Origin of the sequence: Chitinibacter tainanensis DSM 15459 (assembly GCF_000429785.1) — a bacterium.
In the GTDB taxonomy this organism is placed as follows: Bacteria; Pseudomonadota; Gammaproteobacteria; order Burkholderiales; family Chitinibacteraceae; genus Chitinibacter; species Chitinibacter tainanensis.
Genome location: NZ_AUCN01000020.1, coordinates 1 through 24,122 on the forward strand (window position 1 = coordinate 1; position 24,122 = coordinate 24,122).

Sequence of the window (24,122 nt, forward strand, 5' to 3'; positions counted from 1 at the left end):
TTCGGACTCGGGTTCGGACTCGGGTTCGGACTCGGGTTCGGACTCAGAGGGAGGCTCTTCACTCTCCAACTCAGGCTCATCGGAAGGCTCCAGCTCTGGAATTTCCTCTGGAGCGCCTTTCTCTTCATCATTTGGCTCTTCCGGAGAATCGTTCGGCTCGGGAGTTGGTTTTTCCAATTCCGGAGGGGTTAGAGCAGCCGCAAGTGCTTCCGCAAGCTTCAAACCGTCCCAGCTATCGCGCACTTTCTTGTATTGGCCGTCAAAGGCACGAAGAATCTTGGCGTAATCAGGAATCAGCGCCCACTTGTCATCCTCTTCCATGTACCGGATAAACACGTCCTGCCCCGCCAAAGCTCGGATTGCAGGCACGATCAAGTAGTTGAAAAGCTCGCGCTGACTAGCTCCGTTGGCTTTGAGTTCTTCAATTTTTGGCCGATTGATACGGGCAATGAAGTATTCCGACACCTTACGGATGTTGTACTGAGAACCTTTGAATCGGCGCATTTGGCAGCGCTCAACAAAGGTATCCTCAATGATGTTATGTAGTTGGCCAACCAAACTACTTGATGATTTTGCCTTCTTGATCGCTTTCGGGTCGGTGTGCAAAATGTGTCCAACCTCATGATCGATAAAGCCTTGTGTCGCCTCAACGAGCTCTTCACTCGGGTTCTCAGGGAGTTCCGGAAGGTTCACGATGCGAGGCAGGAATGTAACTTTGTCATACTCTACGTAAGCTTTTGAACCACGCATTCTCACGCGCACATTCTGACCCGCTAGGATTTGGGTAATGGTTGTGATCGCTTCTCGCAGCAAAGATACTTGTTCTGTAAGGGGAAATGCTCTCGTCATGTTCGGTTCCTTGTGTTGTTTGATCAGCGGTGACTTATTTACCGTCCGTCATGTAGTTTGTCAACAGTGACTTATATTGCTTCTATTTGTATTGTGAAGTCTCTACTATGGGGACGTGAAGGCTTTTGCAACCTGCCGAAATACTCAAGTTGCGAGAGCCATTGATAAGAGAACGCTTATTTTGAAGTTTTGGAGCTGGGTTTGTGCTCATATTTGACGGGAATCTATGAATCCCGCATAAGACACTTCACTGCTTACTTATTATTTACTAGAATAGCAGTGCGTTTATTCAGAACGCATTAACTATGTTTAATACCTAAGTCACAACTAACTAACTATCTTAGGTAGGATTGAGGAATCGATATGGCTAGACCGCTTAGCAGTTATGAAAGTGATAATGAGGTTGCAAAGTTTATTGAGAAACGAATCAATGAACTGACAACCATTTCGGGAGGGGAAATATCCCAGGCAGATATTGCCAGGCAGGCGGGATTCTCTAAACCGAACATAATCAATATGCTCAAGAAAGGCGCGACAAAAGTGCCGCCAAGCCGTGTAATGGCATTGGCAAAAGCTCTCGGAGCTGACCCTGCGTACTTCCTAGAATTGGTATTGAAAGACCAAGATCGTTACTCCGGAATTATGGACGCCTTGAAAGAAATATATGGCGAAAATATCCTCAGAAGTCCAACCCTCTCCCAAGATGCAGAGGCAATCTATTCCGAATTGAAAGCACTTTCAAATGGAAAGGCGCTGAAATTTGACCCGACCCACCCAGCTACCGCTGCGGCCCTGAAAAATCTTGTTAATTCAATGGCTCAAGTAGCGCAAGACGAAGCCGAAGAATCGTGAGCCTTTCTGGTGGAAGTGACGAATATTTAGGAATGAAGGGGGCGTTTGCCCCCTTCGCTATTTCTACTTTTTGATAATGTTGTCAATTGCGGCATCCATAATATTTATATTGCCGTGCGTGTAATGCTGAGTCATTTGGAATGAAGAATGGCCGAGCATCATGGCCACAATCAATGGGGAAACGCTTGCACCGCTCAATCGAGAAGCCATTGAGTGTCGCAGAGAGTGTCTTACCAGTTTCTCCGCTCCCACGCCTTTAATCTCCAATCCCTTAAATACCGCTTCGGTGCGATACCGGAGTGTGCTTGCAGAAAGCGGATTATCGACCTTTTTATACCACCAGATCGACTCCTTATTTGTCACGCCTTCCAGCTCCAATTTGGCCACACGCCGTAATAGCATTTCTCTAACCCGCGGAGTCATTGGAACGAAGCGCGTTTTACTTGTCTTGGTTGTTCTGGCGACGAACTCGATTGCACCATTTTTCCCGCTGGCGAAGTGGAGCTTGCTTTTGACCAGGCTTAGCGCCTCCCCGACCCGCGCGCCCGTATCGAACAGGAACATCATGAAGTCATACACGTCCTGATTTGGCGCGAGCTCGGCCATGATCATTTCTTCCTCTTCCAGCGTCACCACCCGGGTTCTCTGGTTTTCCTCTCGGAGCAGTCGGAAGCTTGGCACGCTGTCGATGGCGTTCCATTCTGCCTTCGCATAATTGAGGAATGCACGGAACACGGCCAACTCTCGATTGACCGTGGCCGGCTGCACACCTTCTTTCGCGCGGCGAATCCGGTAATTGTTGATGTCCACCTGAACAATGTCACGCAAGTATCGAGCCTCGCCGAGCTCCCGATACCAATAATCAAGCCGGCGCTGCACGTCTCGATACGATCTTAGGTGTCCGCCGTGCTCATCCATATACCGCGCAATCGCATCGCCCAGCTTCAAAGTCCGCATCTGGTCGGACAAGGAATTGCGCTTGCCCTTCATCACGCCCTGGCTTTGCTCCATTTCTGCAGTGAGCTTGGCCTGAGCCTCGATCACCAGCGCTTTGCGATGATCATCTGTCCGTGTGCTGCGCGAATAAGTAACCCCGTTCAGATTGAACTGGTAGTACCAATACCGGCTGTTTTTCTTCCTAAATAGTGACATGGCGTGCGCTCCGTTTTTACGACGGTTTCTTAAACCGTCGCAATACCGCGAATTTACTAGGTTTGACTGGTTCGGTGTAGTAACAAGTGTAGTGAATGGCTATTTCACCAACAGGTTAGGGTGGTTTTTCAGCCATGAAACGTGTCTTTGCACGCTTGGAATAATTTTATGGCTGATTTTTCATCAATAGATACTATCTTAGCAAGATAGATAGATAGAAAGCCAGAAAGAAAGGGAAGGGGATAGATAGAAAGAACTTCAAACCCTCATCTATTCGTGGTCTAATTCAGCAACACCTATAAACACACCGAACTAAGGGAACCGTCATGACTCAACGAGGACACATCATTCTCGTCGGCACTGAGAAAGGTGGCGTGGGTAAAAGCACGCTGGCAGTGAACACTGCGGCCTACTTGAAGCAGAAAGGCTTTCAAGTCGTCATTGTCGATACAGATACACAGCCAACCACCAACACCTTCATTGAGCAGCGCGCCGCCGCGGGCGTTGAGCCACACATTCCCTGCTACATCATCCAAGGCGAGAAAAAGATCGCCCGCGATCTGCTAGGCTTGGCTGAGCAGTTCCAATTTGTCGTTGTCGATGCCGGTGGCCGTGACTCGGTTGAGTTGCGTGAAACGATGCTGGTCTGCGACACGATGATTGCGCCAACCGAAGTCGGTTTGTTTGAAACATGGGCTTTGAAAAAGACCGCCAGCCTGGTCAATGATGTGAACATCATTCGTGGCGAAGGTAACGCGATCAATGTCCATGCGGTACTGAACTGCGCGCCGACCAACCCGTTCCTGCGTAACCGGATTGATCGCGCCATTGAATTCATCACACATAACTTCCCGCAACTGAATCTGGCCGAGACCATCATTCATAACCGCGTAGCCTACTCTGACGCAGCGCTGTTCTCGATGGGGATTGTCGAGGTACCGGCAGAAGTCAAAGACGCAAAAGCCGTCAAAGAACTCGTTGCCTTTCTGGAGGAAATCGGACTATGAGCGGCAAAAAGACACTGCCACCAATGAGTATGCCTGGCCAAGCGCCAGCGGCCGCAGCCAAACCGGTCGATGTTGAAGAGGTGCTCAAGCGAGCGCACGAAAGCGGCTGGGTAGAGCAAGCACCTGTCGCCAATCAAGTACCAGTTCAGGCGGCTCAACCAGCCAAGGACATTCCCTGGCTGCGTTACATTGATACAACCAAGCCTTTTACCCGCACTTTTGTCGTCTTTACACCTGCAGAGCACGCCATGCTGCGCTTTGTGACCAAGGATAACGTCATTCTTGGCAAGAACGGCGAGCGCCTGGGTATCGAAAAGTTTGTGGTCCAAGCCGCAATGAAGGCCGTGCATGATAAGCTGCTTGAGCTTGGCTACACAGAAGAAGAAATTGCGAACAAGCTGTAACCGTACCTCAAATCACGATAAGGGCGGTGCAGACCGCCCTGTTTAATTTATGAGCCAGAAAGACGACAAAAAAGGCAGCTCTGAGCTGCCTCATAAGATCGAGACAATTGCCGACCGTGTACGGCAAATGGGAGAGAGTGCGCGCTCAAAAGGCCCGAAACAGCTCCCGCTTTTTGGCGAGAAGTATGCTGTAGCACCTAATGAGTTCGGCCGCGCCGCGCTCTTCAAAGTACGCAACAACAAAGAACCTCGCCAACGCTACGACGACTCAGTTGTATTTACTGCCGGCAACCACCGCATTCTTTTCTCGGGAGAAGAGTTGCGCGACGATGATGACCAGCTGGTTTGGTACTCCATTCTTCGGCTCGCACAAGCTTCCGGCCAAGACTTGCGTGAACCCTTCGAGGTAACAGGCTGGCAACTGCTGCACGATCTGAAATGGGGTAACGATGGCAAAAGCTATCGCCGGCTGCGTGCGTGTATCAAACGCCTTCGCCGCGCCTCCTTGACCGTTCACTCGCCCAAGTTTGATGGCGTCAGCGAATCCAAGAGCCTCGACTTCAATATGATTCGGAAGTACGAGTTTGGTGATGGCATCAGCCATGAGGCTGAGAATGAGCCGGCCTTCGACACGTTCGATGAAGGCGGGAAGCTACTCGAGCCAAATTATGAAGAGCTCGACAGGAATCAGATTAAAGACGCTATCCGACGCTCTAAATGGAAGATCTGGCTCGAGGAAGAGGTTTACCTGCTGTTCCGCGCTGATCAGTTTGCCCTGCTCAATTGGGATAACTTCTTGGAGCTGGGCAGCGTTGCTCGTCAGATGTATCTGTATTACTCAACGCATCGATCACCCTTTCCGCATCCAGTTTCCCTTATCTACCGCCTGGTCGATAGCAACGACACCAATACGTCACGGTTCCGGAATAAGGTCATTCGTGCGCTGGATGAGCTGAAACAGATCGACTTCCTCGCCGATCACAGCATCGAGCGTAAACCTGATGGCCAGTACGAGATCAGCGTCCGTCGAAAATTGAAGGACCAAACGCCGAAAAAGTGATCGATTATCCGGTCGCTTCCTCGTTCGCACAGTATCGTGCTTTGAGGTATGAGGCCGAAGAGACTAGCGTGCTTTGAGGTATGCCGCTCTCTTCCTTTTATCGTGCTTTGAGGTACAAATGGGCAGGCGAAAATCTGCCCATTTTCATTTAGAGAGCCTATCGTGCTTTGAGGTATGGCCTCTAACGTGCTTTGGAGTATTTGAGGGCGGGATTTATCGTGCTTTGAGGTATGAATCCCGCGCATTTAGCTGTGTAGTGACTACATCGAAACCACTCCCCCGTTTGATGTATCACTTTAGAATGTGGTGTTAGACGATTGATATATATAGCTTATTGCTATTTGTCCACAGAAGGGCTCTTTTGTGACGGTCATATCGTGACTTGAGGTATGCAATATCGTGTCCGGAGGTATGGCCTATCGTGACTTGGAGTACAGGGTACCGTGACGAGAGGTATGACAGACGTGACTTGGGGTATTTTATTACGTGCTTTGAGGTATGAAATTACGTGACCAGAGGTATAAAAAACACTTTAAGTATCACGTTCAACACGATGAATCGAAAAGGAAAAAGGGCTGATCGCTCAGCCCCTCTAACCTTTTAACCTTTTTAACCCTTAATTACTAAATAACCACTGTAGTAATTAGAACCAATGCTATGAGTTGGCCAATTTCAGGGTGGATACCTCAAGATAGGTCAAAATATCGATCAGCATCACCTCATTTCCATGCTTATCGAGCACCTTGATCAGCCCATTGCTGAATACCTGGTGTTTCCAAGGCATAGTCTGTTTCAGTCTTGCTATGGTCGCTGCCTTATTGTCGTTGGTGTCTGTTGCGGTTTGGTTCATCGTTTACTCCTGTACCCCATGTTTCACGTTATCGCGGAAGCGCTTAAAGCGCGGGTGACGCATTGCCCCATCGGGCGTCAGCTCGTGGTATTCGCACTCGACAATCCGGCCTAATACCTCAAATTCACGCTCTTTCATTTCCTCTTCGATGGTCTCGAGACTGACCTGAATACGCCGGTTATGCTCAGCGTCATACCGGTACCCAAGCTTGGCGAAATCACGGATGAGAGCATCATTGAACTCAGATCGAGTCATGTGGCCAGCCTGCGGAACGGTCTTGAAGCCACCACCGCAGTCGGTAAATACCCCGTTTTTACCCTGTACGATCAAGCCGCCTAATGTGTCCCAAAAATCTTTACCCTCTTCACCGAAGTAGGCGCCGACCACGCGGAACTCATCACTGTTTTCGGCTTTGAGCTTCATCCATTCGTACACCCGTTTCTTGCAGTACGGCGCATCAATGTCTTTGAGCATTGCGCCTTCAAGACCTTTGGCCAAGTATTGCTCGAATAAGCGATGAACCTCATCCACGCTACCGACCTTGGAACAAGGCATCTTGAGCACTGGTGCTTTTTGACTAGGCTGCCTGGCCAGATCTGCAAGACGTGCCACGAAGATTTGCCGACGCTCCAGCGTCATATCGCAGACTGGATTCTTGAAGTCGGCGCCTTCAAAGGCATCGAGCGGCAGAATGTCGAAAACGCAGAACTTGGAATCGACAGCTTGATCAGTACCCTTGCGGGCATCGGATACCGTCTTGTTGAATCCGCCCGAGATCATTTCCCCGTCGATCACGACACCACCCTTGAACACGCTATTGGCTTCGGCATCCATCAGGAATTGAGCGACCAGCATTGCCAGGTCGTCCTTCATGAAGTCGTAGGCCGGAAACTCATTGCCTTCGCGCGAGCAGAAGGTGACGGACATATCCGATTGACCCTTGAGCCGGACCAGCGCCAGTACACGCACACCATCGAGTTTTGGCTCCACAATGTAGCGCCGGCCAACCACAAAGCGCTTTTCCTCGAACGGGTGCGCCAGCTGGCAGCGGAAGAGCGAGTACAGATGCGGCATTGCCTCCCATACGGTCATTTCGGTCAGGCCGCAGCGTAGGTCTTTTTTCAAGATGCGGCCAAAGACCTCTGCTGATGAGGTATCGAGGGCTTGCATTTCGTTAAGCACTGCCAATTTGGCTGCATTCCCGGTGAGCTCCCGGCTTGCCAGGCGATCGAACAATTCAAAGGTCGATTCATTAAAATGCCGACCAGCTTCATTTGGCTCAATCTTTGGAGGCTTCACGCCAAACGTGATTTTCGGGTCATAGGCAAGTCGCATGACCTTTTGGACCATCGGCGTTTCGTTATGAATCAGGATGGTTTGACGGATCTCGGTATTGCGAGCGCCCTTCATTTCGTTCAAGAGCGTCAACACATCGGCCGAGCTCAGGTCGTCAACATAGTCGGCGAGCGGGTCTCTTTCGTTCATCGATATTGTCTCAAATGATGTTGAGCAGGTTGGGAGCTGGCACAACGGGTTTAATGACAGGGAAGTTCTCACCCAACGCTTCCCACTTGTTGAAGTCCGGTTTCGCATCCGGAATAGCTGTTTTTGACGCAGAAACGGGGCTATCTTGCTTCGCTAGCTCGCTGACGACTGCTGAGTACATATCCGAAACCGCGAGCTCTGAGCGCGTTTCTGGGGCTTTTACCGCTGAGTCCTTCTTGGATTGGGCCAAAACCGGTTTGGCAGAAGGGAGGGCGAAGCGGCTGGCGGGCTTGGCGCCCCACACCGTCACCTGTTTTCTCTCCGCCTGTCTCGCTTCCTCTTCGGCCTTGATGGCTGCGCGCGAAACGAAGTAGATGGCCTTGTAACCAGCGCCGCGCTCTTCATCCATCATCTGCTTTGCTCGGCAGGTGTTCTTTTCGATAGCCGCTGCGCAGTCGTTGTAGATTGATGGCAACTTGCCCTCGTAATGCTTGCTGACCTTGTGACAGCAAACCGCATAGCCCTGCTGATTTTGCAGAGTAGGGCAGTGCATGTAGTGGGCGTTGTCACCCACGTTAGCGCTTGGATAGTCGGAAAAATGATAGTTATTCATTCGTGACATACCTTTGTAGTTTCGTTCAGTTCCTTTTATTTTCTACGCTGCAGTCCGGCTGGTTCAGGCTAGATCAGCTTTGCCGCTTTCCACTTCGCAACGCGAATCGGGTCAATCTGTTCCGCGCGCCAATAGGCTTCACGGATGACTTCTGGTGCTACTTCGTTGGGGTCTTTGTCGTCCGGCAGAACCCCGAGCCGGCACTTGAAGCCCAGGCGCCGCAAGAACAGGCCGGCTTTCACCGCATCGTTGCGCGCCTTGCGCTCTCCGTCCCACATGAAAACCAACTCTTCCAGCCCTTCGGCTTTCAGCTTGATCAGCTCGGATACCTGGCACTGGTCGTCCGGCAGCTTGAACTCGGCATCCGGATTGAGGACGCCCGAAAGGTGCTTGCCGAATGTGCCGACGGCAGCAACGCTCCGGAAGTCCTGCTGGCCAGCGATGGCCATTTCCAATGCAATCGTGTCGAACGCACCTTCACCGACCAGCAATGTCCGCGCCCCTCTGGCCCGATGCCCGTTGTAGAGAAACCGACCGGTGCCGGCGAGGCCTGGTGGAAAAAGGTACTTCTCGTTGGCCGCGCCAGTAATGTCCCGCCCCTGAAAGTTCACCATCACACCTTCGAGGTCATAGACCGGAATCAGCACTCGATTCGAGTAATCCTGCCTGATCGTCATGCCGTCAAAGCTGTAGCTGTAATAGCCTTTAGCGCAAAAGCGCAGGTCAAATGCCTTTGCGACTGAGGATGAAATACCTCGTGCTTTGAGGTATGGCAGATTGTTCTCCTTGTAGGGAATCGAGACATTGGCCGGCAGTGATACGCGGCCATTGCTGAGCTTTTCCTTGCTTGGCTTGCGTTTCGGGCGCCAACCATTGCGCGCCAGAAATTGCTCGATCTGTTTTCGTACCTCAAACCACGATACTTCCGAACCTTCACTGCTCATCAGCGCGCGGACTAATGACCCTTTGTTGAAGGTCTGTCCGCATGAACCGTGAAAGCAGTTGCCCAAGCCCGTTTCTGCGTTGATGTAGACCTTCCAGCCCTTACCCCCGCATACCGGACATTCGCGCATGTTTAGTTGAGTACCTTTGGCGCCGAACGTCCTCCGGTACCGAACACCCTCTGTTTCAAGGTAATGTTCAATGTCGAGCTCTCCGAAGAGCTCTTGCCAGTCAGATTCTTCTCGCATCTGGTAAGCCCTTTCCGCAGTAATTCTGGATTGCGTGAGCTCGCAATCATGCGAGCTAACACGCGGCTCAACTCAGGGTCGTCGATCATGCCGGCTCAATGCCGAGAACACTGGTGATGAACTTCATGCGCGCCAGATCTTGCTTCACGCGCACTGCAAAGCCACCTTCTTGGTTACGCTGGGCAGCAAAGAACAGCCGGCACTCGCCGCGCGCACGTTCTTCGTCCGTGTAGTTGATCGAGATCACCACGTCACAAATACGGATTTTTTCGTAGTCGTCGGCAACGTGAATATCCTTGATCACGCCAGCTTTAGCGCCTTCTCGGTTAGCCTGCGTTGCAGTCAGTACGGCAATGTTTTCCTCTTGAGCAATCGCACGGAGCGAGGTGTAAATCTCGGTCGTATTTTCGTGCGCGTCGTCAGAGCGATGATCTGGCGCCATCAAGTCGGCGTAATCGACGATTACCAGGTCAAAAACGATGCCTTTTTGGCGATGACGATTAACCAGACGCCGCAGATCTGCCGGTTTGAACTGGCGAGCAGGGAATTCGTGCATCACGAACCGTCCAGCTCGGGCTGCCGTGCCTGAGATTGCCGACTCAACCTTCTCGAACTCTTGCACCAGCTCGCGCATTGTCTTGCCGGAGATATTCGCGTCTGAACGCGCCGCAATCACATCACAAGCCACCTCGAGCGACACGTACATGACGTTGAAGCCGGCCAGCGAGGCGCCGATTGCGGAGTTGATGAGGGCGGTTGTCTTACCCGACTTGGCTGCACCCATATACATCGAGAGCTCTTTCCGACCCCACCCCTTGCGGTAGAGCAGCTCGTCGATTTGACGGAAGCCGGTAGAGATGCCCTTAACGACGGTCACACCAGCCAACTCGGCGGCGCGCTGCTTGCTTCGGGCGTTGATCTCTTCCCAAAAGTCATACGCAGCAATGTCGTCATTCGCGCCCACGTCCAGCGCGTCCTGCATGATCTTGGCCACGTCCTTGAACTTGCGCTTATCCACCAAATCAGCGACCTTGAGCACCGCTTGGGCGAGGGCCTGCGCTTTGGCGAATTGCGCGACCTGATCAATCACGAAGTCACGGTTGGAAATGTCGGTTTTCTGGTAGAGCTTCTTCACCGTCTCGGTGATGGCTGGCCGCAGATCTTCGGGGATGCGCTTCTCGGCAACCGCCTTTTTGAAGATGGTCACAAAGGTCGCCATATCCGGATGCTGCCGGTAGTAGCTGTAGTGCTCCAGTACGAGACCGACGACAATGGAGTGCGCCACATCGTCAAAATGCTTGCTGGAAATTAAGCCTTCCGTCCGAGCCAAGAATGTCGCGTCACGCAGCAGCAACGCCGCTACTTTGGTCTGGAACGCTTCATCAAAGCCTTCTTCTTCGTGAGCGCCATACGATTCATTTGGCTCAAAAACCATGCTCGGCTCTGAGCTAGTGTGCGCAGCTGCAGCGCGCTCTAATGCCGCAGCATAAATGCTTTCAACCTCTGCGGTTTCGCTCATAGACTGTTCTCCTGTTGAAGTTCGCAATTATAAGTCAGCGATGACTGATTATTGCAAGCGTTTGATGGGAAAAGTGTGTTGGCATACTCCAAAGCCCGATAAACATAATCGCCACCCAGGCGATCTCTGACGATCGATTCCGGCAGTCGGCCATCGATAATCCGCTGGCCAATAGCGACCTGGTGAGGGTATGAATCGTGGCCGTATCGAGTCAGCTGATAGTCGATATACGCCAGCTGATGCTCATTCCCGCAGAATTGGCTTGCGTGGTAGCGTGGGTCAACGGGGTCTCGCATGGCCGCGGACTGGTGTTTCTTCCAATCCTCACCCATTGCCTCGCCAATATCGTCGCTGTAAAGCTGAGCCGGCAGCGGGTGACGTTCCCAGCATTGCTCTTCTGCAATACGCATGATTGAGTTGCAGAAGAAGTCATAAGGAATGCCATGTCTATCGGCCTGCTGACGGGCGCGAACGATGCTGGTTGTATGCTTGTTGGCGAACGGGTCGAGCGCGTCCTTCAAGGGCATTTTGACCTCTGCCATCTTGTAGTCGTACCGTGTCCGGACGAAGAATTGGCGGTAAGCCATGATGTAGCAGTGATTGAACCAGTAGGTTGCCATTACCGGATGTAGAAAGCGGTAATCAAACCACTTGGTTTCGTAGAGCTCGGCCTCTACAGAACGGGTTTTGAGTGTTCTGGCAGCGTAAATCGAATCCATTTCCGGAAGTGATTTATCACAGCCATAAAAAGCGGTTCCGAGGAAATCCGCAGGGGATATGTTTTCCATTCCCAACTGCCTCCATTTCCAATATATATATTCTTATTAACAGTAGATATAAATAATATTGGAACGCTGAAAAATTCCCAACTACTGCCTAATTCAGCGTTCCTACTCCGGATTACAGTTTAATCACACTGTTCCGGCTTGTTCATAGGCTTGAAGAATTTCCCCAGCAAGTCCGGAACGGACACAATCTTGCCGCTGGAAACGGATGACCGAAACGCTAGGGATATAGCTGATCTTTTCAATTGCATCGGTTAGTCCGGATTTTCCGCGAATATCAACCTGCGATTCATCGCCGTTAATAACCACACGGCAATTTTCGCCAATTCGAGTCAGAAATAACTTCATTTGACCTGGTGTCGCATTTTGAGCCTCATCCAGAATCACAATCGCGTTTTTGAATGTTTTGCCGCGCATATAGGCAAAAGGGGAAGCTTCAATTCGACCGTGTTTAATTAGGTATTCGACGCGAGTTTTGCCAAGACGCTCATTGAGCACATCCAAGAATGGCGCAATATAGGGCGCGTACTTGTCCTCTTTCTCGCCTGGCAAAAAGCCTAACTGCTCTTCTGCCTCAACGGCAGGGCGCGTGATGATGATCTTATCGACGTGGCCATCGAGCAGCATGTCTGCCGCAACGCTGCCGCAAATATAGGTTTTGCCCGTACCAGCCGGCCCGACTGCGAAAGTGAGCTGCTGATGACGTAGTGAGTTGATCAGCTTGCGCTGGGTGATCGTTTTAGCGCTCAGGGGCTCGTTAGACGCTTTCTCGACGAGCGGGATAAGGGTTTGCTCATCCAGCTGATGAGAACGCGCTACAGCGCGATTCTGACGGGTTTCCCGACTATTTCCGCGGGCGGGCTTCTTTTTGCTACTCATCTGGTGTTATCTCGGCTTGTTGATCGGACAGCCGACGTTTTTGAGTTGTTCGGTTCCTGCCTGCCTTACTTCCACTGGCCGTTTACAAATTTCGCAGTCGGGCTTGGTGGCGCCAATGCGGTCGAATTGTCCGGAATCCAGTCTGGATAGCCGCGGCCTTTAAGGTCTTGAGCAGGGTCGTATGCGCCTTGCCATACGTTCGAGTTATGCTGTTGGGTTTGCTCCGAGTACCCGTAAGCAATAAAAGAGACTTGATTAGACATAGAAGAGCTCCACGATAATCCCAGCCGCAACGGCTGTAGTGTCAGTGTGCGGCGCCGCTGCGGTCATTGCCCAAGCGAGGCCAGATGGCAAACGAATACCGGAGGCTGGTACGTAGTCGTCGAGTGATAGGCAGTCGTTAGCCTTCACGCGAACCGTCATGATGGGTTGATCTGTCCCCACCGTAGGCACCGCGGCTTTGTTGTAAATCTTCAAGTAAACGTCCGCGGCACTGGTGTTGTTGATCACGCCACCGCCCAAGTTGGTTGCCGAGTTTTTCGTAATCGTTGGATTGGTTGTTGCTGCGGTAATTGCACGGCTGAATGTGGTGTAGCCGCCCGCGCCAGAGTCCGGACGTGGGATGGCGGACACTGCTGATACCGCACTAACCAACGAGATCGGAATCGATTCGCTAAGCGAGCCGCCGCCCGTATTGGTCAGATCGACCGGCATTTCGTTAATGTCGGTAATGTTGATCGAAAAAACACGAAGCTCTGTGGCAGAGGCCGGCGCCGTCGGGCCATTTACCGCGCGAATCCGCAGCATCAATTGCTCATCAGGGTCCGGAATGCGCATCGTGCGCACGGCAAAGGTGTTGCGACCTGCTGCCGAGTTGGTATCACGCTGCGCAAAGCGAACCTCGTCAGGGTAAAGCTGCATGATGTATTGTCGGCCAGCAGCCACCCGATCACTAATTGCGTACCAAGTGCCGGTGTTTTCCCACGCTGGGAAGCGGTTTTTATTGAAGCTCAGCGCGCGGCATTGAGCTGCCGTGCTGCCGCCAGGGAAAAGGAACGCGACGCACACTTGGCCTGCTGAGTCGATTAGCTCGAAAGACACATCGCAGTTAGCAGGGTTGGCTTGACCAAATTGAGCCGAAATAACGATCTGAGCCGGCGCTGCAAACTGCACCGGTAGCAGCATTTGGCACACTGCATTGGGCGTGGTGCCGGTGTTCAAAATGGCACGATCTGTTGCGATCAACGGCTGAACCGTAGAGCCGCTGGTATCGTATCGATCTGCGAGCTCGGCCATCCCCCAGCCAAATTCATCACGAAATTTCATTCGCACGCCGGAGATCAGCCGCGCACCTTCTGGCGTGTTGCCGAAGCCGACCTGGTAAGAACCTTTTTTATCCATAATCCACCTAAGTCAATGGTTACTTATTAACATCGACGTAATCAACGCCGAAACCCGAGAAAATATCGATCTCGCTGGCCAGCTCAACCGCCTCTTTGGCTGATTTGCCAAGCTTCATTGCCGCCATTGCAAAATCACCGCCTGAGCCAATTGCGAAAGGCGCTTTAATTTCGATCGGTACCAGCTTTTCGCCATACAAGTAGCTCTCGCCGGTTTGCGTATTGATCACGATGGCCTGCAGATCGTCGATCTCAGGCGTTTCACCGCCGAACAGCAATTCGTTATCGGCAAACGAATCCTCAAGCCAGCTTGCGAAAAGTTTGAGGTCATCAGCTGTGCCGGCACCGGCCATCAGCAGCTTTCCATCCCCAATAACAAACAGCTTCTTAATCTCGAATCGCTGGTTGCCATAAGTCACCTGACGGTCTGCAGCTAAGGTTTTGCCGTCCCATGCTACGGTTGTCATTTGGAGCGCTCCCTATTGTGTGATTTCGTTAATTTCAATTGCATCAAGCAGTGCGTTTTGACTGTCGGCTAGTTCGTGATACTGGCTGGCGAGCTCGATGAGTTTGTCCTCAACGGCTGCTCTGGAAACGGTTGAACACTCTTCGGGCGCTTTTTCAGTGCTTCGCTCACGATCACGCGGCTCTCGGTTTTGGAGGGCGTCGTTGAGCAGCCGGACAGTCCGAAGGTTGAGATAATCGCCACAGCCATCAGGCTCAGCAGCGATAGCGACCGCGGAAGCAATGCTGGCCGGCAGTCGTTGTGGTTTGCTGATTTCACGGTGAATCTCCTTAATGTGGTCGAAACGCTCTGCTCGGGCGCTGGCTGATGCAACCAGGCTCGCTACAATGCGGTCATTGCCATGAAAAACAATCGCCTGGTCAGCGATTTCGTTCATGATCTCTTTGAGCTGCTTTTGGGCCTCTTTCTTTTCCCATTGCTCGTTCACGTCTTGCCTAGCATTCCGGTCGATCATGAAGGCCAGTGCCGCAATAGCTGCTGCAACCGCCACGATCTTTATTAGCCAGGCATAGGCTTTCAATTTCTCGAACATCATCCCTCCTTGCTCGATTGAACCGGTTCAGCCGGCCGAGACCGGCTGCCAAACCAGAACCCCACAATTACCCCGTTCATTGGCCCGACCGTTTGCACGTAGTCCTTGATCGAGATCGCTCCGGTAATCGCTGCCCATGCGCAAATCACGTTGAACAGTACGCAGATGATCAGCGTCAGTACCGGTCTGGTAACGCGATTGAATGCTGTGGCCACGTCCAAATCGCGCAGCGCGCGCAGCAGCTTAATCAGTCCATCAATCATTTTTCTGACCTCCGGTAAATCGGCTGAGCATTTGCTCAATCACCTGTGGGCCTAAATAGGCAATTGCAGAAATAAAGCCGGCTCTAACCTGCTCATTCTCAATGCCAACCACAATCGACAGGCCGTTTGCGAAAATACCCATTACTACTGCCACGACCAATTCCAGCGCCAATAGCTTTGAGAAGAATCGCTTGCGTCTGCCGGTTCTCACCTGCTCGGTGTGAAATAGCAATCTGCCGGCCATACCAAACAAGATCGCCACACCGAATGTTTTGATCGCCGTAATGGCCGCAGACCAATCCAAACCAAATTCCTTCATAAAGAAACCCTCCCTACCTGAAATCGTACCGATCACAGGTAGGGGAGTACAAGTCATCACTGACTTACTTATTGGCCACAACAAAATGCGGCTGTGAGCGGGTCATGTCCCATAGATCTTGGGGTGAAACTGAGCCAGTTTTGACCTTCATTTCATGACCCCCAGCGATTAGCATTGCCGCGACCAATTCCGAGCAAAACCATTTGTTTGGCTCTTGCCAATTTCGCCCTTTAAATAGCCACCCAATCAAACCGGTCCAGTCGTATTTCTTTCCAATTTGAGCGATCAGAAAGTCGGTAGCCCTTTCTGGATTTGGCACCAAGCGATCTATCACGACACCCACTGCCACCGTCGAACCAGGCGGCTCTCTATCCAGATCATTCACAATGACGCCTTCGCCTGGCTCCGCCCCGATGATGAGTTCTGAATTGATCAGCAAGACCTCAACATGACTCCACTCAGAGCGGGTAAATAACCGAACGATTCTGCTATGCAGCCCATTGTTCCGGCTGAATATCAAAGCCATTCGCATATCGCTTAGCCCTCGAGATTCAGTGGTGGCTCGGTCGGCAGAGCAACTTGATTGCCGTTCTGCACTTGCTCATCGCGCTGTTTGGCCAAATGCAGGTACAGCGAGTGCAGTGCCGTATAAACCTCGGCATACTTCATTTTCGCCCCGGTCGAGCGGCCGGTGCTCACATCGATCACCTCAAATTCGGCGTTCATATCTGCTACCGGCTCAACGATCACGCCTGGCAATGGCTGGGTCATCGTCTGACCATTGATTGAAACCGCCTTCTCTTCGTAAATTTCCAGAATGGGCGTTTGGTTGTACGGGTTGTTGATCACAACGCGGTGCGCCCGCTGCCAAATACGCCCAATCGCCGTCTGTTCGTTGTAATTTTGGCTACCTGAACTTGCTGTAGTAGTCATTGGTATCTACTCCTTTTTAATAGTTAGTAAGCGGTGAGTTAATATACATCATCGAGTCATCCATGTCTTGCGTCGGCCAATGAGCTCGTCGATCAGTCCGGTCAGACTGTGGCCAAAGGTAATGAGCTCGACCGTCCATGTTGCCGCAATACCTTTCACGCGCTCTTTGAGGCTTAGGTTTTGAACGGTGGTCATTGTCAGGCCTTCAAGCTGCAGGAAAAACAGGAAGATCACCCAAGGGGCTAGTGTCGGCGAAAGCAGGCCGGCAACTCGCCAAAGCGGCGCAAACACTAGCGGCAGCCAGGGAAGCCAAAGCAGCAAGCCCTTCACCTTGTTGATACCAACTGAAACCTTGAAGGCTTCTGCGTTGCCGCGCGACCACCGGCGTCGTTGTCTGCACAGCCTGCTCAGGCTTTGAGGCGCCTCGGTCCATGCGAACGCCTCTGCAGAATATTCGACCTTCCCACCCTGCATGATTGCCAGCGTCGTCCAGCAAACATCCTCCACGAGCCAGTCCTTGTCCCATGCCCCTAAACGGCGCAAAGCCCAGCCTGCGTGCATACACAGCGCACCTGACATAACTCGCACACGCCCAATGCGACCCATTGCAGTTTTGGTCAATGGGTAGCCTCCTTGATGCTCATGGTGCTGGCAGGCGCCTAAGAAGGTGTGACGCTGATCTTCACGAATCATCACCGCGCCAGATACGCCGGCCAGTTCTGGCCGCTCAGCCATCTTGGTTGCCATCTTGAGAATGGCGTTTTTACTCAAGATCGTATCGCCATCCATGACAACCACCGCTGGAATGTCTTTTGGCAGCATGGCAAGGCCGATATTCAGAGGAATAGCCTTGTTTCCGGAGTTGGTCTGGTTCCGATGATGAGTCACTCGAATGCCGCGGTGAATGAGCTCATCGCGCCAGCGATCAATGATTACGTCTGAGCCGTCTTTTGAGCCATCGTCCACTACAGCGATGATCAGCTCTACGCCGTGGCGCATTACGCTCTGTTCGCTAAGGCTTCGGAAAGCAGCCTCCAGTCCTGCCGCTTCGTTGTAAACCGGCAGGATGACGCCGATCTGGCTAGGTAGTTTGACGCCGGCTGCTGGTCGGTCCGATTCCTTCCGGAAGTAGACGATCAGCATCAGCGCCAAAGTGACTGCGATTTCGGCTGCAATCGAGGTTGCAGCCAGCCAAAAAAGGATGTTTGCGAGTTCGCTCATGCTTTGTACCCGATGGATTCGTTGAAGATTGCCAGTCTCGACTCTATTAGCTCAGTCACCGATGACTGATTTAATTGGCCAGATTGTTGAAGCTTGCGCAGCATCGTCATGACTTCTGGCGCACCACGGAGCTCGGCCGAAACGTCCCGATTCATGGCGGCACAAGCCTTCTCCCTCGCCTGGCTCTTTTTGAGCACGGCAAATAGCGGCGACCAGAGTGCAGCGAGTGTCTCGTCTGACGATTTGCCTTTGGCCAATTCCAGCGCCATTGCTCTGAAATCATTGCCAATCAGAGGGATTCTGTCGCGCCAACCGTATTCTTGGCTGAAATAGAAGTCGTCCCGCGATACGCCAAAGTCCAGCAACTCGGTACCTGTTTTTAGCCACTCCACCCACTTTTCAGTGAAAGCAGCGGTCTCGACCGGTTTTTTGGCATACAGGCTTTGAATTTCGGCTTCCGACAGGCCGATGATCTGCAGTGATGCTCGTTCACGCGCCTGTTTAGCCCACGATTCGACTTGCGACTGAATACGCTGATAGCCAGTCGAATAATCCGCGGTACTCTTCCAAGGCGCCGCGCGCTGCAGCAGTACAGTCGCAGCCTGGTTGCCGGCCTCGAGGAGCTCATCCCAAAATGCCACACCCATACTTGAGGCCGAGGTGTTCCGGAAGTCCGGTTTTACTGACATTGAGCCCGTGTCGAAGATCTGGCCGGCCACGTCAAAGTTATCAATAGGCGAGCCGCCAATGCTGATTCTTCGCGCCCAAAGCGTCGCTACGCTGGCCAGAGTGCGCTTTACCAAGTCCTCAATCATTGAGTAACGATCAACGCTGGGCTCATAACCTAGAAAGGTCGGCGCTTGTTCATAGTTGATCTGATTCAGGTGGCTAATGCGCAGAGGAAAATCACGGACCAGCAGTGCGGCATTGTCGGCAAACTCGAATTCCGGCTTGGCTAGCGCCTGAGCTTTGCGCTCTGGCGACAACTCGAAAAACGCAGGGTGAGTTGGTACCGACTTTTCAAGCAGTGCAAAGCCCTTCACGCGGATACCTCGGCCGAAAAGTCGATAGAGCATTTCCAGATACAGCGCTTCGATTACCGCGTCTTTCAATGACAGCAGGCCTGTCCCGTATGTACCCGCATTTTCATTGGCAAATGGCGTCTTTCCGGCGCCTTTGACGCTTAACCCATTGAAGTAAACCGCCCTCCCCGAGCCACCAATGCCCCAGCTGCAATAGCAGTCTGCCCAGGCGGGCATGTTCGTCTGATCGGATTCGGTGGAGATCAGGTATTGGTCAATTTGAAAGCCTTGTTGCAGCCACAGCGCCTGGCCTTTAACTTTGCCGACTTTTACATCGGTCATTTTGATCAGATCGATCATAGAAAATCACCTTGTCTGTGTTTGATCTGGTTGAAAATAAAGTCCCGCCCATACGTTTCGATCAGGCCTGAGCGGCACTCCTCTGCCCGATGAAGGAAGCGAGCACCGGTATGCGTCGTCAGCGTGATGTTTGTGTCATGGCGCCGATAGACGCCGATAACCTGCTTTGAGTAAGCGACGTTCCTAGCGTGTAGGGCGAACTCGAGAAAGAGGCTGTAATCAGCCGCACTGAACCGACGTACAAAGGGAGAGCATTTGGGCATAACGCTTTTGCGGAATATGGCCGACAGCGTAAATGGGCTATCACCCGTTCTGAACATATAGGGGAACGGGTCACTAAAGCCCCAGCATCGACTGCTGCAGGGCAGATAACAGCCGGCAGACTGCATGTAGAAGATTGCCGACCCAAAGAAGGCATCGTGACCTTCGCAGCCTTCCACCATGTAGCGCAGCGAATGCTCGCTCGCCCAATAGTCATCGCCATCCAAAAAGCACACCAGCTCTGTGTCGGCCATATTCCATGCCATTTCCATCAGCGCCGGATAACCCAGCCGAGACTCAGACTCAATGATCTGCAAGCGATCTGCGGGGAGTGCTTTTCTGACCACCTCTACCGATTCATCCTCTGACGAATCGTCGATAAAAAGCACCTTCCAATCTTGGAAGGTCTGTTTGGCGATAGACTCGGCAAACTGCTTGAGAAAGCGGGCGTTGTTCCGCGATACGCAGATGATTGTGACAATCGGTTTCATCATCCCACCATCGGAAAGCGGTAGCTGGCCAGCCCTTGCGCGTCGCCCTGCCGGTACATCTCATCGACGCGGCGCTTCTGACTACTAATGAGGTCAAAGGCTGCGGCAACCTGCAGCTTTGCTCCTTGTTGATGCCGAATCAGATCTGCCTTGGTCTCTTCTGATGTACCGAGCGGGAAGTCAGAAACAGAAAGCGACTGCGCCATGAAGGTCATGAATAGCTCGGCATTCATCATGCTCATTAGCTGCCCATTGATTTGCGCTACAGCCTGTCTGTAGTTGATTTCCAGCGTCGGGCTCATCCCTTCTCTCGAGCCCGCATAGTCATACAGCTCTTCCTGTGTCACCGACCCATACAAAGAGGCGCCCACTTGAAGATTGGCGAGCTCATCGAGCGCATTGGCTCGACGCACGCCTGCGATCTCTTGCTGGTGGCTCATTTGGCGCTGAATATCGATCGTGCGCTCAAACATGCCGATCAAGTCCAACTCCGGATAGGCCACTTTCATGCCGACAAAATCAATCATGACGGTGCGCCCGTCATTTGAGCGCACCTCCAATAGACCAGTCGCCATGTCCTTTTTGACGATTTGAATTTCAAGCATCAGTAATACTGCCTTGCCCAGCCAGAAGCTACGACATAGCCGCCAAAACGCCCTTCTACGGTTGCGACGATGCGAACATCGACATATCCATAGCTTGCAGGGGTGTAATACTCGCTGGCCGTGTAGCTCAGTCTGAAAATTGAAGAAATGGCGCCGCTCCAGTTGCCGGCACCGTCCAGATAAACGCCAATTGGCCCGTTAGAAACGAGTGAGAACTGATTGCCGTTGGCGTATTCGGCTCGGATAGTGACGTATGAATTCGGGTGTCCGCCCGAAATCCATGCACTGACCTGGCGATTCACACCACCACTACCAGAAACGCTATGGCCGCAGCCAGAAGGCGGCAAAGGTTTCCCGTAGAAGGCATCCATGCCATAAGCGCCACTAGGAGCTTTGGCCAGAGAGCGCACGTCACCATCGCCGAATGAAGTCTGCTGACCCGCCCGCCCGAGCTGGGCGGACACGTCGTACAGGCTGATTGGACCCGAGCTCTGCATTACTGACCTCGCGCTTCAAGAGTCCGAACTCGCTCATTCAGCGACTTCACCGCCTCAATCAGCACCGGAACCAACTTGGTGTAGTCAACGCCCATGTATTCAGTCCGGTCGAGCTCGGTATCGCTTGGCTTAGTCCGCACAATGGCCTCTGGCATCACCCGCTTAACCTTTTGTGCGATCACGCCATAGTCTCGCTTCCCTGCTTTCAAGCGAGTGCGGTGGATGCCTTTGCGCCAGTTAAATGTCACCCCTTCAATCTGATCGATGATCTTCCAAGGGTCAGAAATCTTGGCGACATTGGTTTTTAGGCGGGCATCTGAGTAGGCAACCACGTTACCTGCAGCCACAATGCTGCTGTCGCAGTAGAACTGCTTGCCGCCATATACGCGAACATAGGTTGAGTCGGTCATCCAGATACCGCCGCCATAGCTCTGCGAATACCAGCCCACGTTACCGTTTGAGCGATACCAACCGTTGTTGTAAACCTCGCTGAGCGTATCGCCGCTCTTGCCTAGCTTTGTGTTCGGGTCGAAGTTGCTGCTCAACCAGAACGTACCTAGATCAGAAGAGTCCACTTGCGCTTTAAGCGCTGAGCCACTCCACCCTAGATAAATTTTGTTGGCGTTTTGACCTGCGCCACCGCCTTGCTGAACCGGTGTGAAGCCAAGCGCCGGCTGGTAGTTGCTCGGGTTAAAGTTGGCGGTGGTCCACATGGTTGCCCAACTGCCCCAGCCACCTGCGGCATCGTTACCACTGCGCAACGCAAGCGTTCCATCATTGGCAAATCCAAGCTCGAAGGCTCGCCCACCGGTTGCGTCACCCCAGCCGCGGATACCCATGATTTTCGCCAGGCCTGATGAGCCAAGCCCAGCTACGCTGCTGTTTTTCAGGTGGAACTGAACCTGAGCATCGTTGTAGGTGTCCGGAGTCGTGGCTTGAGTGCGAGAGTCCAGTACCGCCACTTCGTTCAGGTTGAAGTCGGCGATTTTTGTCCATGTGACCGGTGACAGGACTTCGAGGATATAGAGTGCCTTCAAGTCCGTCCGGTAGCAGGGCATACCCAGCTGCAAATTCGCAGTCGGGAATGCTGTGCCTGAGTTCAGTGAAATGGCGGTTTTGTCATTATCCAGCAGTAGTTTCAAACTGGCCGCAAGCGCCGTGTTGTCGGTAATCTCGGTATAACTTTGCATTTAATCACCAATGACTAATAGCCATGTGCAGCCCATGAGGCGGTGCCTGTCACATATTGACCGTTACTTGGATTTTTCAGCTTCAAGGTGAAGCCGAACTTGTCGTCGTTGCTGATTTCAGGAATCACGACCCCTGTTGCCGATTGCACGCGAATGACAATCTCAGGCTTGATCATGAAAACCCTGTTGAATGCGATATAAAGTCCAATTCCTGCATTGGTAATGACCGCTGTGCCGCGATCAATAATGTCCGGTACATCGACCGACGTTTCTATTTTTTTGACTCGAGCCAAGCTGCCTTGATTCGATGTAAATGCCAGCCTAAAGGTGGCGTTTTGATACTCGTATTCGCCTGGTATGAAGTCGCGGAAGCCGCCAAGACCAGGGATAAAGCCATCTTCAAGAATGGCCATAAACTGATCTTCGCTAAGCTGATCGCTGATCAGCATGTCTGAAACCGTCGCATTGCCTTTGCGGCGCCATTCTTCCAACATTGCAAAGGCTTCCTGCTTGTTGGTGCCAAAACGTCGCGCGCCCAGCTCGATGATTTGCATCACCTCCGCAAACGTGCGAGTGAATCGGACGCTGCGCCCTTGCTGTTCAGCAATTGCAATCTGCTCGCTGGCGTTTTTGCCATACCGCAGAGTGTCATTGCCGCCGATTACCGCAATCGATTCAGAGATCGGTTTGCGCGGATATTTACTAGCTAGCTCTAACACCGCAATCGATTCGGCCAGTCTTTTCTTGAAGTTCAGACCGTCTGACTCTGCGATATTTAAAGCCTCGGTTTCATTGAGGCCAAAGCGATTCACGCTCGAATCGGAAATGCCAAAAGTGCTATTTCCTCTCCGCGCCTCTCTTTTCCCGCAGATCTCAGCGAAACCAATGCTTTCCAAGATCGATAGCCGGAAAGCGATGTTGTCGATGTAGGTATCAACAATGGCCAGCGCTTCCCTAATGGCCATGCCTGAGCGCTTAATAGGTAGTGCATCTGCGACACCTAGCAGCTCCGCCAGCGCCAAGCCAATTCGTGACGACTCTGCATCGGTAACGCCAAGTGTTTCCGCCAGCGCGCGGACATACCTTGCGGCAGGGCGTGCCTGGTCGGCGACAGAAAGCGATTCTCCGACCGCCTTGCCAAAGCGATCTTGCAAATTGTCTGTCACCGCCAAGATTTCCATCACACTTTTGCCGAAACGCTCGGTCTGCATATCGGCAAACGCCAAGTCGTCATTGTTGTTGACGATGAACGTCCGTGCAGCGGCCTCCTGCCATGTCTCTCGGTCTCCCTGCAGGGAGTTCCAAGCGAACATGGCGGTTTGCCACTTGTAGGGCGTTGACGCCGTATTGGAGACCGTAACCGGCATTTTGATTAGGACATAGTGAAGGTGAAGGTTACGTCCAGCGTGTCGTCAGCACCCTTATTCACAACGGGGAAGGTCACGCGGTCGAGCATGATTCCGGCAGAGGACGCATTGAATACACCCGCCTCGGTGATCGCACCGGTGCCGGTGCCGGCCGGCAAAGAAGCCGTGATGGTGAAAACTTTAGTGCCAGCGGTGTGCGCATAAGTGGCGGCAACACGCACCAGCTCTGTTACCAGTGCGGTTTGGTTCGCTGCAACAGCGGTTGTGCCAGTGCCAACGGCGATATGTGACAAGACGGATGGGCGACCGCTCGCTTTACCCAAGGCGTCAGCGATCAGATCAAAACCCAATTCACGATCATGTTGTCTTTGAAGATCGTTTCAGAAGTGCCATCGGCATGGGTCAGCACGGCAGTCATCGCACCGTGCATGGTCAGTCGATCAATATTCATGGTTTTCTCCAATTCAGTGTGTGGCAAAGCCTATATCAT

Annotated in this window: 28 protein-coding genes and 1 pseudogene; 4 read left to right on the top strand and 25 right to left on the bottom strand. The window is 52.5% G+C overall.

Annotated elements, in window-relative coordinates; translation table 11 throughout:
* Positions 1–849 (bottom strand): annotated as a pseudogene (locus tag G482_RS0108455) (hypothetical protein); the annotation flags it as partial.
* 363 nt (positions 850–1,212) lie between these two features.
* On the opposite strand from G482_RS0108455, the gene G482_RS17835 reads away from it, so the two are divergent.
* Positions 1,213–1,701, top strand: coding sequence for a helix-turn-helix domain-containing protein (locus G482_RS17835; RefSeq protein ID WP_051258855.1), 489 nt, complete (start codon positions 1,213–1,215; stop codon positions 1,699–1,701).
* Between the two features lie 63 nt (positions 1,702–1,764).
* Here G482_RS17835 and G482_RS0108465 read toward each other — a convergent pair whose 3' ends face one another.
* Positions 1,765–2,853 carry a tyrosine-type recombinase/integrase gene (locus tag G482_RS0108465; RefSeq protein ID WP_028449681.1) on the bottom strand — a complete coding sequence of 363 codons (1,089 nt, stop codon included), beginning with the start codon at positions 2,851–2,853 and terminating at the stop codon, positions 1,765–1,767.
* A gap of 326 nt (positions 2,854–3,179) precedes the next feature.
* Here G482_RS0108465 and G482_RS0108470 point away from each other — a divergent pair, with 326 nt between their 5' ends.
* The 3 genes from G482_RS0108470 to trfA are packed head-to-tail and all read left to right on the top strand — an operon-like array spanning position 3,180 to position 5,324.
* On the top strand, positions 3,180–3,860 hold the full coding sequence (locus G482_RS0108470) for a division plane positioning ATPase MipZ (RefSeq protein WP_028449682.1): 681 nt from the start codon (positions 3,180–3,182) through the stop codon (positions 3,858–3,860).
* Positions 3,857–4,264 (top strand): hypothetical protein, encoded by a 408-nt coding sequence (locus G482_RS0108475; RefSeq protein ID WP_028449683.1) that lies wholly within the window; start codon positions 3,857–3,859, stop codon positions 4,262–4,264. Before G482_RS0108470 ends, G482_RS0108475 begins: the two co-directional genes overlap by 4 nt.
* A gap of 49 nt (positions 4,265–4,313) precedes the next feature.
* On the top strand, positions 4,314–5,324 hold the full coding sequence (gene trfA, locus G482_RS0108480; RefSeq protein WP_028449684.1) for a plasmid replication initiator TrfA: 1,011 nt from the start codon (positions 4,314–4,316) through the stop codon (positions 5,322–5,324).
* 655 nt (positions 5,325–5,979) lie between these two features.
* On the opposite strand, the gene G482_RS17840 is transcribed toward trfA, so the two are convergent.
* From G482_RS17840 to G482_RS17870, 23 genes are all read right to left on the bottom strand, one after another.
* Positions 5,980–6,174 (bottom strand): hypothetical protein, encoded by a 195-nt coding sequence (locus G482_RS17840; RefSeq protein ID WP_034619317.1) that lies wholly within the window; start codon positions 6,172–6,174, stop codon positions 5,980–5,982.
* Positions 6,175–6,177: 3 nt separating this feature from the next.
* Positions 6,178–7,659 carry an ATP-dependent DNA ligase gene (locus tag G482_RS0108490; protein WP_028449685.1) on the bottom strand — a complete coding sequence of 494 codons (1,482 nt, stop codon included), beginning with the start codon at positions 7,657–7,659 and terminating at the stop codon, positions 6,178–6,180.
* 10 nt (positions 7,660–7,669) lie between these two features.
* Positions 7,670–8,272, bottom strand: a complete 603-nt coding sequence (locus G482_RS0108495; protein WP_034619319.1) for a hypothetical protein — start codon at positions 8,270–8,272, stop codon at positions 7,670–7,672.
* Between the two features lie 68 nt (positions 8,273–8,340).
* Entirely contained in the window at positions 8,341–9,462 is a 1,122-nt protein-coding gene (locus G482_RS17845; RefSeq protein ID WP_051258857.1) for a hypothetical protein, read from the bottom strand.
* Positions 9,463–9,547: 85 nt separating this feature from the next.
* Complete coding sequence (locus G482_RS17850; RefSeq protein WP_051258858.1) at positions 9,548–10,981, bottom strand: DnaB-like helicase C-terminal domain-containing protein; 1,434 nt, start codon at positions 10,979–10,981, stop codon at positions 9,548–9,550.
* Positions 10,978–11,769, bottom strand: a complete 792-nt coding sequence (locus G482_RS0108510; protein ID WP_028449687.1) for a hypothetical protein — start codon at positions 11,767–11,769, stop codon at positions 10,978–10,980. The genes G482_RS17850 and G482_RS0108510 overlap by 4 nt, the downstream gene beginning before the upstream one ends.
* Before the next feature lie 123 nt (positions 11,770–11,892).
* Positions 11,893–12,645 carry a PhoH family protein gene (locus tag G482_RS17855; RefSeq protein WP_034619320.1) on the bottom strand — a complete coding sequence of 251 codons (753 nt, stop codon included), beginning with the start codon at positions 12,643–12,645 and terminating at the stop codon, positions 11,893–11,895.
* A gap of 65 nt (positions 12,646–12,710) precedes the next feature.
* Positions 12,711–12,908 (bottom strand): hypothetical protein, encoded by a 198-nt coding sequence (locus G482_RS17860; protein WP_034619321.1) that lies wholly within the window; start codon positions 12,906–12,908, stop codon positions 12,711–12,713.
* Positions 12,901–14,046, bottom strand: a complete 1,146-nt coding sequence (locus G482_RS0108520) for a hypothetical protein (protein WP_028449688.1) — start codon at positions 14,044–14,046, stop codon at positions 12,901–12,903. The genes G482_RS17860 and G482_RS0108520 overlap by 8 nt, the downstream gene beginning before the upstream one ends.
* 19 nt (positions 14,047–14,065) lie before the next feature.
* Positions 14,066–14,512 (bottom strand): Ntn hydrolase family protein, encoded by a 447-nt coding sequence (locus G482_RS0108525; protein ID WP_028449689.1) that lies wholly within the window; start codon positions 14,510–14,512, stop codon positions 14,066–14,068.
* A 12-nt stretch (positions 14,513–14,524) separates the two neighbouring features.
* Positions 14,525–15,103, bottom strand: a complete 579-nt coding sequence (locus tag G482_RS0108530) for a hypothetical protein (RefSeq protein WP_034619322.1) — start codon at positions 15,101–15,103, stop codon at positions 14,525–14,527.
* Positions 15,103–15,366 carry a hypothetical protein gene (locus tag G482_RS0108535; protein ID WP_028449691.1) on the bottom strand — a complete coding sequence of 88 codons (264 nt, stop codon included), beginning with the start codon at positions 15,364–15,366 and terminating at the stop codon, positions 15,103–15,105. The genes G482_RS0108530 and G482_RS0108535 overlap by 1 nt, the downstream gene beginning before the upstream one ends.
* Entirely contained in the window at positions 15,359–15,685 is a 327-nt protein-coding gene (locus tag G482_RS17865) for a phage holin family protein (RefSeq protein WP_051258859.1), read from the bottom strand. Before G482_RS17865 ends, G482_RS0108535 begins: the two co-directional genes overlap by 8 nt.
* Before the next feature lie 64 nt (positions 15,686–15,749).
* Positions 15,750–16,211 carry a C40 family peptidase gene (locus G482_RS0108545; protein WP_028449692.1) on the bottom strand — a complete coding sequence of 154 codons (462 nt, stop codon included), beginning with the start codon at positions 16,209–16,211 and terminating at the stop codon, positions 15,750–15,752.
* 11 nt (positions 16,212–16,222) lie between these two features.
* Entirely contained in the window at positions 16,223–16,618 is a 396-nt protein-coding gene (locus G482_RS0108550) for a hypothetical protein (RefSeq protein ID WP_028449693.1), read from the bottom strand.
* Between the two features lie 48 nt (positions 16,619–16,666).
* On the bottom strand, positions 16,667–17,839 hold the full coding sequence (locus G482_RS0108555; protein WP_028449694.1) for a glycosyltransferase family 2 protein: 1,173 nt from the start codon (positions 17,837–17,839) through the stop codon (positions 16,667–16,669).
* The gene (locus G482_RS0108560) at positions 17,836–19,221 is read right to left on the bottom strand and encodes a hypothetical protein (protein ID WP_028449695.1); all 1,386 of its coding nucleotides are present in this window, start codon (positions 19,219–19,221) and stop codon (positions 17,836–17,838) included. Before G482_RS0108560 ends, G482_RS0108555 begins: the two co-directional genes overlap by 4 nt.
* The gene (locus G482_RS0108565; protein ID WP_034619325.1) at positions 19,218–19,973 is read right to left on the bottom strand and encodes a glycosyltransferase family 2 protein; all 756 of its coding nucleotides are present in this window, start codon (positions 19,971–19,973) and stop codon (positions 19,218–19,220) included. The genes G482_RS0108560 and G482_RS0108565 overlap by 4 nt, the downstream gene beginning before the upstream one ends.
* Positions 19,973–20,578, bottom strand: coding sequence for a hypothetical protein (locus G482_RS0108570; RefSeq protein WP_028449697.1), 606 nt, complete (start codon positions 20,576–20,578; stop codon positions 19,973–19,975). The genes G482_RS0108565 and G482_RS0108570 overlap by 1 nt, the downstream gene beginning before the upstream one ends.
* A complete protein-coding gene (locus tag G482_RS0108575; RefSeq protein WP_028449698.1) occupies positions 20,578–21,075 on the bottom strand; it encodes a hypothetical protein in 498 nt (165 codons plus the stop codon). The genes G482_RS0108570 and G482_RS0108575 overlap by 1 nt, the downstream gene beginning before the upstream one ends.
* Positions 21,075–22,265 (bottom strand): tail fiber domain-containing protein, encoded by a 1,191-nt coding sequence (locus tag G482_RS0108580; protein ID WP_028449699.1) that lies wholly within the window; start codon positions 22,263–22,265, stop codon positions 21,075–21,077. Before G482_RS0108580 ends, G482_RS0108575 begins: the two co-directional genes overlap by 1 nt.
* Before the next feature lie 14 nt (positions 22,266–22,279).
* Positions 22,280–23,578 carry a hypothetical protein gene (locus G482_RS0108585; RefSeq protein ID WP_034619326.1) on the bottom strand — a complete coding sequence of 433 codons (1,299 nt, stop codon included), beginning with the start codon at positions 23,576–23,578 and terminating at the stop codon, positions 22,280–22,282.
* A gap of 59 nt (positions 23,579–23,637) precedes the next feature.
* Positions 23,638–23,982 (bottom strand): hypothetical protein, encoded by a 345-nt coding sequence (locus G482_RS17870; protein ID WP_051258860.1) that lies wholly within the window; start codon positions 23,980–23,982, stop codon positions 23,638–23,640.
* Between the last annotated feature and the right edge of the window lie 140 nt (positions 23,983–24,122).

Coding starts and splice junctions, on each gene's coding strand:
- G482_RS17835 (WP_051258855.1), top strand. CDS start 1,213: ATGGCTAGACCGCTTAGCAGTTATGAAAGTGATAATGAGGTTGCAAAG.
- G482_RS0108465 (WP_028449681.1), bottom strand. CDS start 2,853: ATGTCACTATTTAGGAAGAAAAACAGCCGGTATTGGTACTACCAGTTC.
- G482_RS0108470 (WP_028449682.1), top strand. CDS start 3,180: ATGACTCAACGAGGACACATCATTCTCGTCGGCACTGAGAAAGGTGGC.
- G482_RS0108475 (WP_028449683.1), top strand. CDS start 3,857: ATGAGCGGCAAAAAGACACTGCCACCAATGAGTATGCCTGGCCAAGCG.
- trfA (WP_028449684.1), top strand. CDS start 4,314: ATGAGCCAGAAAGACGACAAAAAAGGCAGCTCTGAGCTGCCTCATAAG.
- G482_RS17840 (WP_034619317.1), bottom strand. CDS start 6,174: ATGAACCAAACCGCAACAGACACCAACGACAATAAGGCAGCGACCATA.
- G482_RS0108490 (WP_028449685.1), bottom strand. CDS start 7,659: ATGAACGAAAGAGACCCGCTCGCCGACTATGTTGACGACCTGAGCTCG.
- G482_RS0108495 (WP_034619319.1), bottom strand. CDS start 8,272: ATGAATAACTATCATTTTTCCGACTATCCAAGCGCTAACGTGGGTGAC.
- G482_RS17845 (WP_051258857.1), bottom strand. CDS start 9,462: ATGCGAGAAGAATCTGACTGGCAAGAGCTCTTCGGAGAGCTCGACATT.
- G482_RS17850 (WP_051258858.1), bottom strand. CDS start 10,981: ATGAGCGAAACCGCAGAGGTTGAAAGCATTTATGCTGCGGCATTAGAG.
- G482_RS0108510 (WP_028449687.1), bottom strand. CDS start 11,769: ATGGAAAACATATCCCCTGCGGATTTCCTCGGAACCGCTTTTTATGGC.
- G482_RS17855 (WP_034619320.1), bottom strand. CDS start 12,645: ATGAGTAGCAAAAAGAAGCCCGCCCGCGGAAATAGTCGGGAAACCCGT.
- G482_RS17860 (WP_034619321.1), bottom strand. CDS start 12,908: ATGTCTAATCAAGTCTCTTTTATTGCTTACGGGTACTCGGAGCAAACC.
- G482_RS0108520 (WP_028449688.1), bottom strand. CDS start 14,046: ATGGATAAAAAAGGTTCTTACCAGGTCGGCTTCGGCAACACGCCAGAA.
- G482_RS0108525 (WP_028449689.1), bottom strand. CDS start 14,512: ATGACAACCGTAGCATGGGACGGCAAAACCTTAGCTGCAGACCGTCAG.
- G482_RS0108530 (WP_034619322.1), bottom strand. CDS start 15,103: ATGTTCGAGAAATTGAAAGCCTATGCCTGGCTAATAAAGATCGTGGCG.
- G482_RS0108535 (WP_028449691.1), bottom strand. CDS start 15,366: ATGATTGATGGACTGATTAAGCTGCTGCGCGCGCTGCGCGATTTGGAC.
- G482_RS17865 (WP_051258859.1), bottom strand. CDS start 15,685: ATGAAGGAATTTGGTTTGGATTGGTCTGCGGCCATTACGGCGATCAAA.
- G482_RS0108545 (WP_028449692.1), bottom strand. CDS start 16,211: ATGGCTTTGATATTCAGCCGGAACAATGGGCTGCATAGCAGAATCGTT.
- G482_RS0108550 (WP_028449693.1), bottom strand. CDS start 16,618: ATGACTACTACAGCAAGTTCAGGTAGCCAAAATTACAACGAACAGACG.
- G482_RS0108555 (WP_028449694.1), bottom strand. CDS start 17,839: ATGAGCGAACTCGCAAACATCCTTTTTTGGCTGGCTGCAACCTCGATT.
- G482_RS0108560 (WP_028449695.1), bottom strand. CDS start 19,221: ATGATCGATCTGATCAAAATGACCGATGTAAAAGTCGGCAAAGTTAAA.
- G482_RS0108565 (WP_034619325.1), bottom strand. CDS start 19,973: ATGAAACCGATTGTCACAATCATCTGCGTATCGCGGAACAACGCCCGC.
- G482_RS0108570 (WP_028449697.1), bottom strand. CDS start 20,578: ATGCTTGAAATTCAAATCGTCAAAAAGGACATGGCGACTGGTCTATTG.
- G482_RS0108575 (WP_028449698.1), bottom strand. CDS start 21,075: ATGCAGAGCTCGGGTCCAATCAGCCTGTACGACGTGTCCGCCCAGCTC.
- G482_RS0108580 (WP_028449699.1), bottom strand. CDS start 22,265: ATGCAAAGTTATACCGAGATTACCGACAACACGGCGCTTGCGGCCAGT.
- G482_RS0108585 (WP_034619326.1), bottom strand. CDS start 23,578: ATGTTCGCTTGGAACTCCCTGCAGGGAGACCGAGAGACATGGCAGGAG.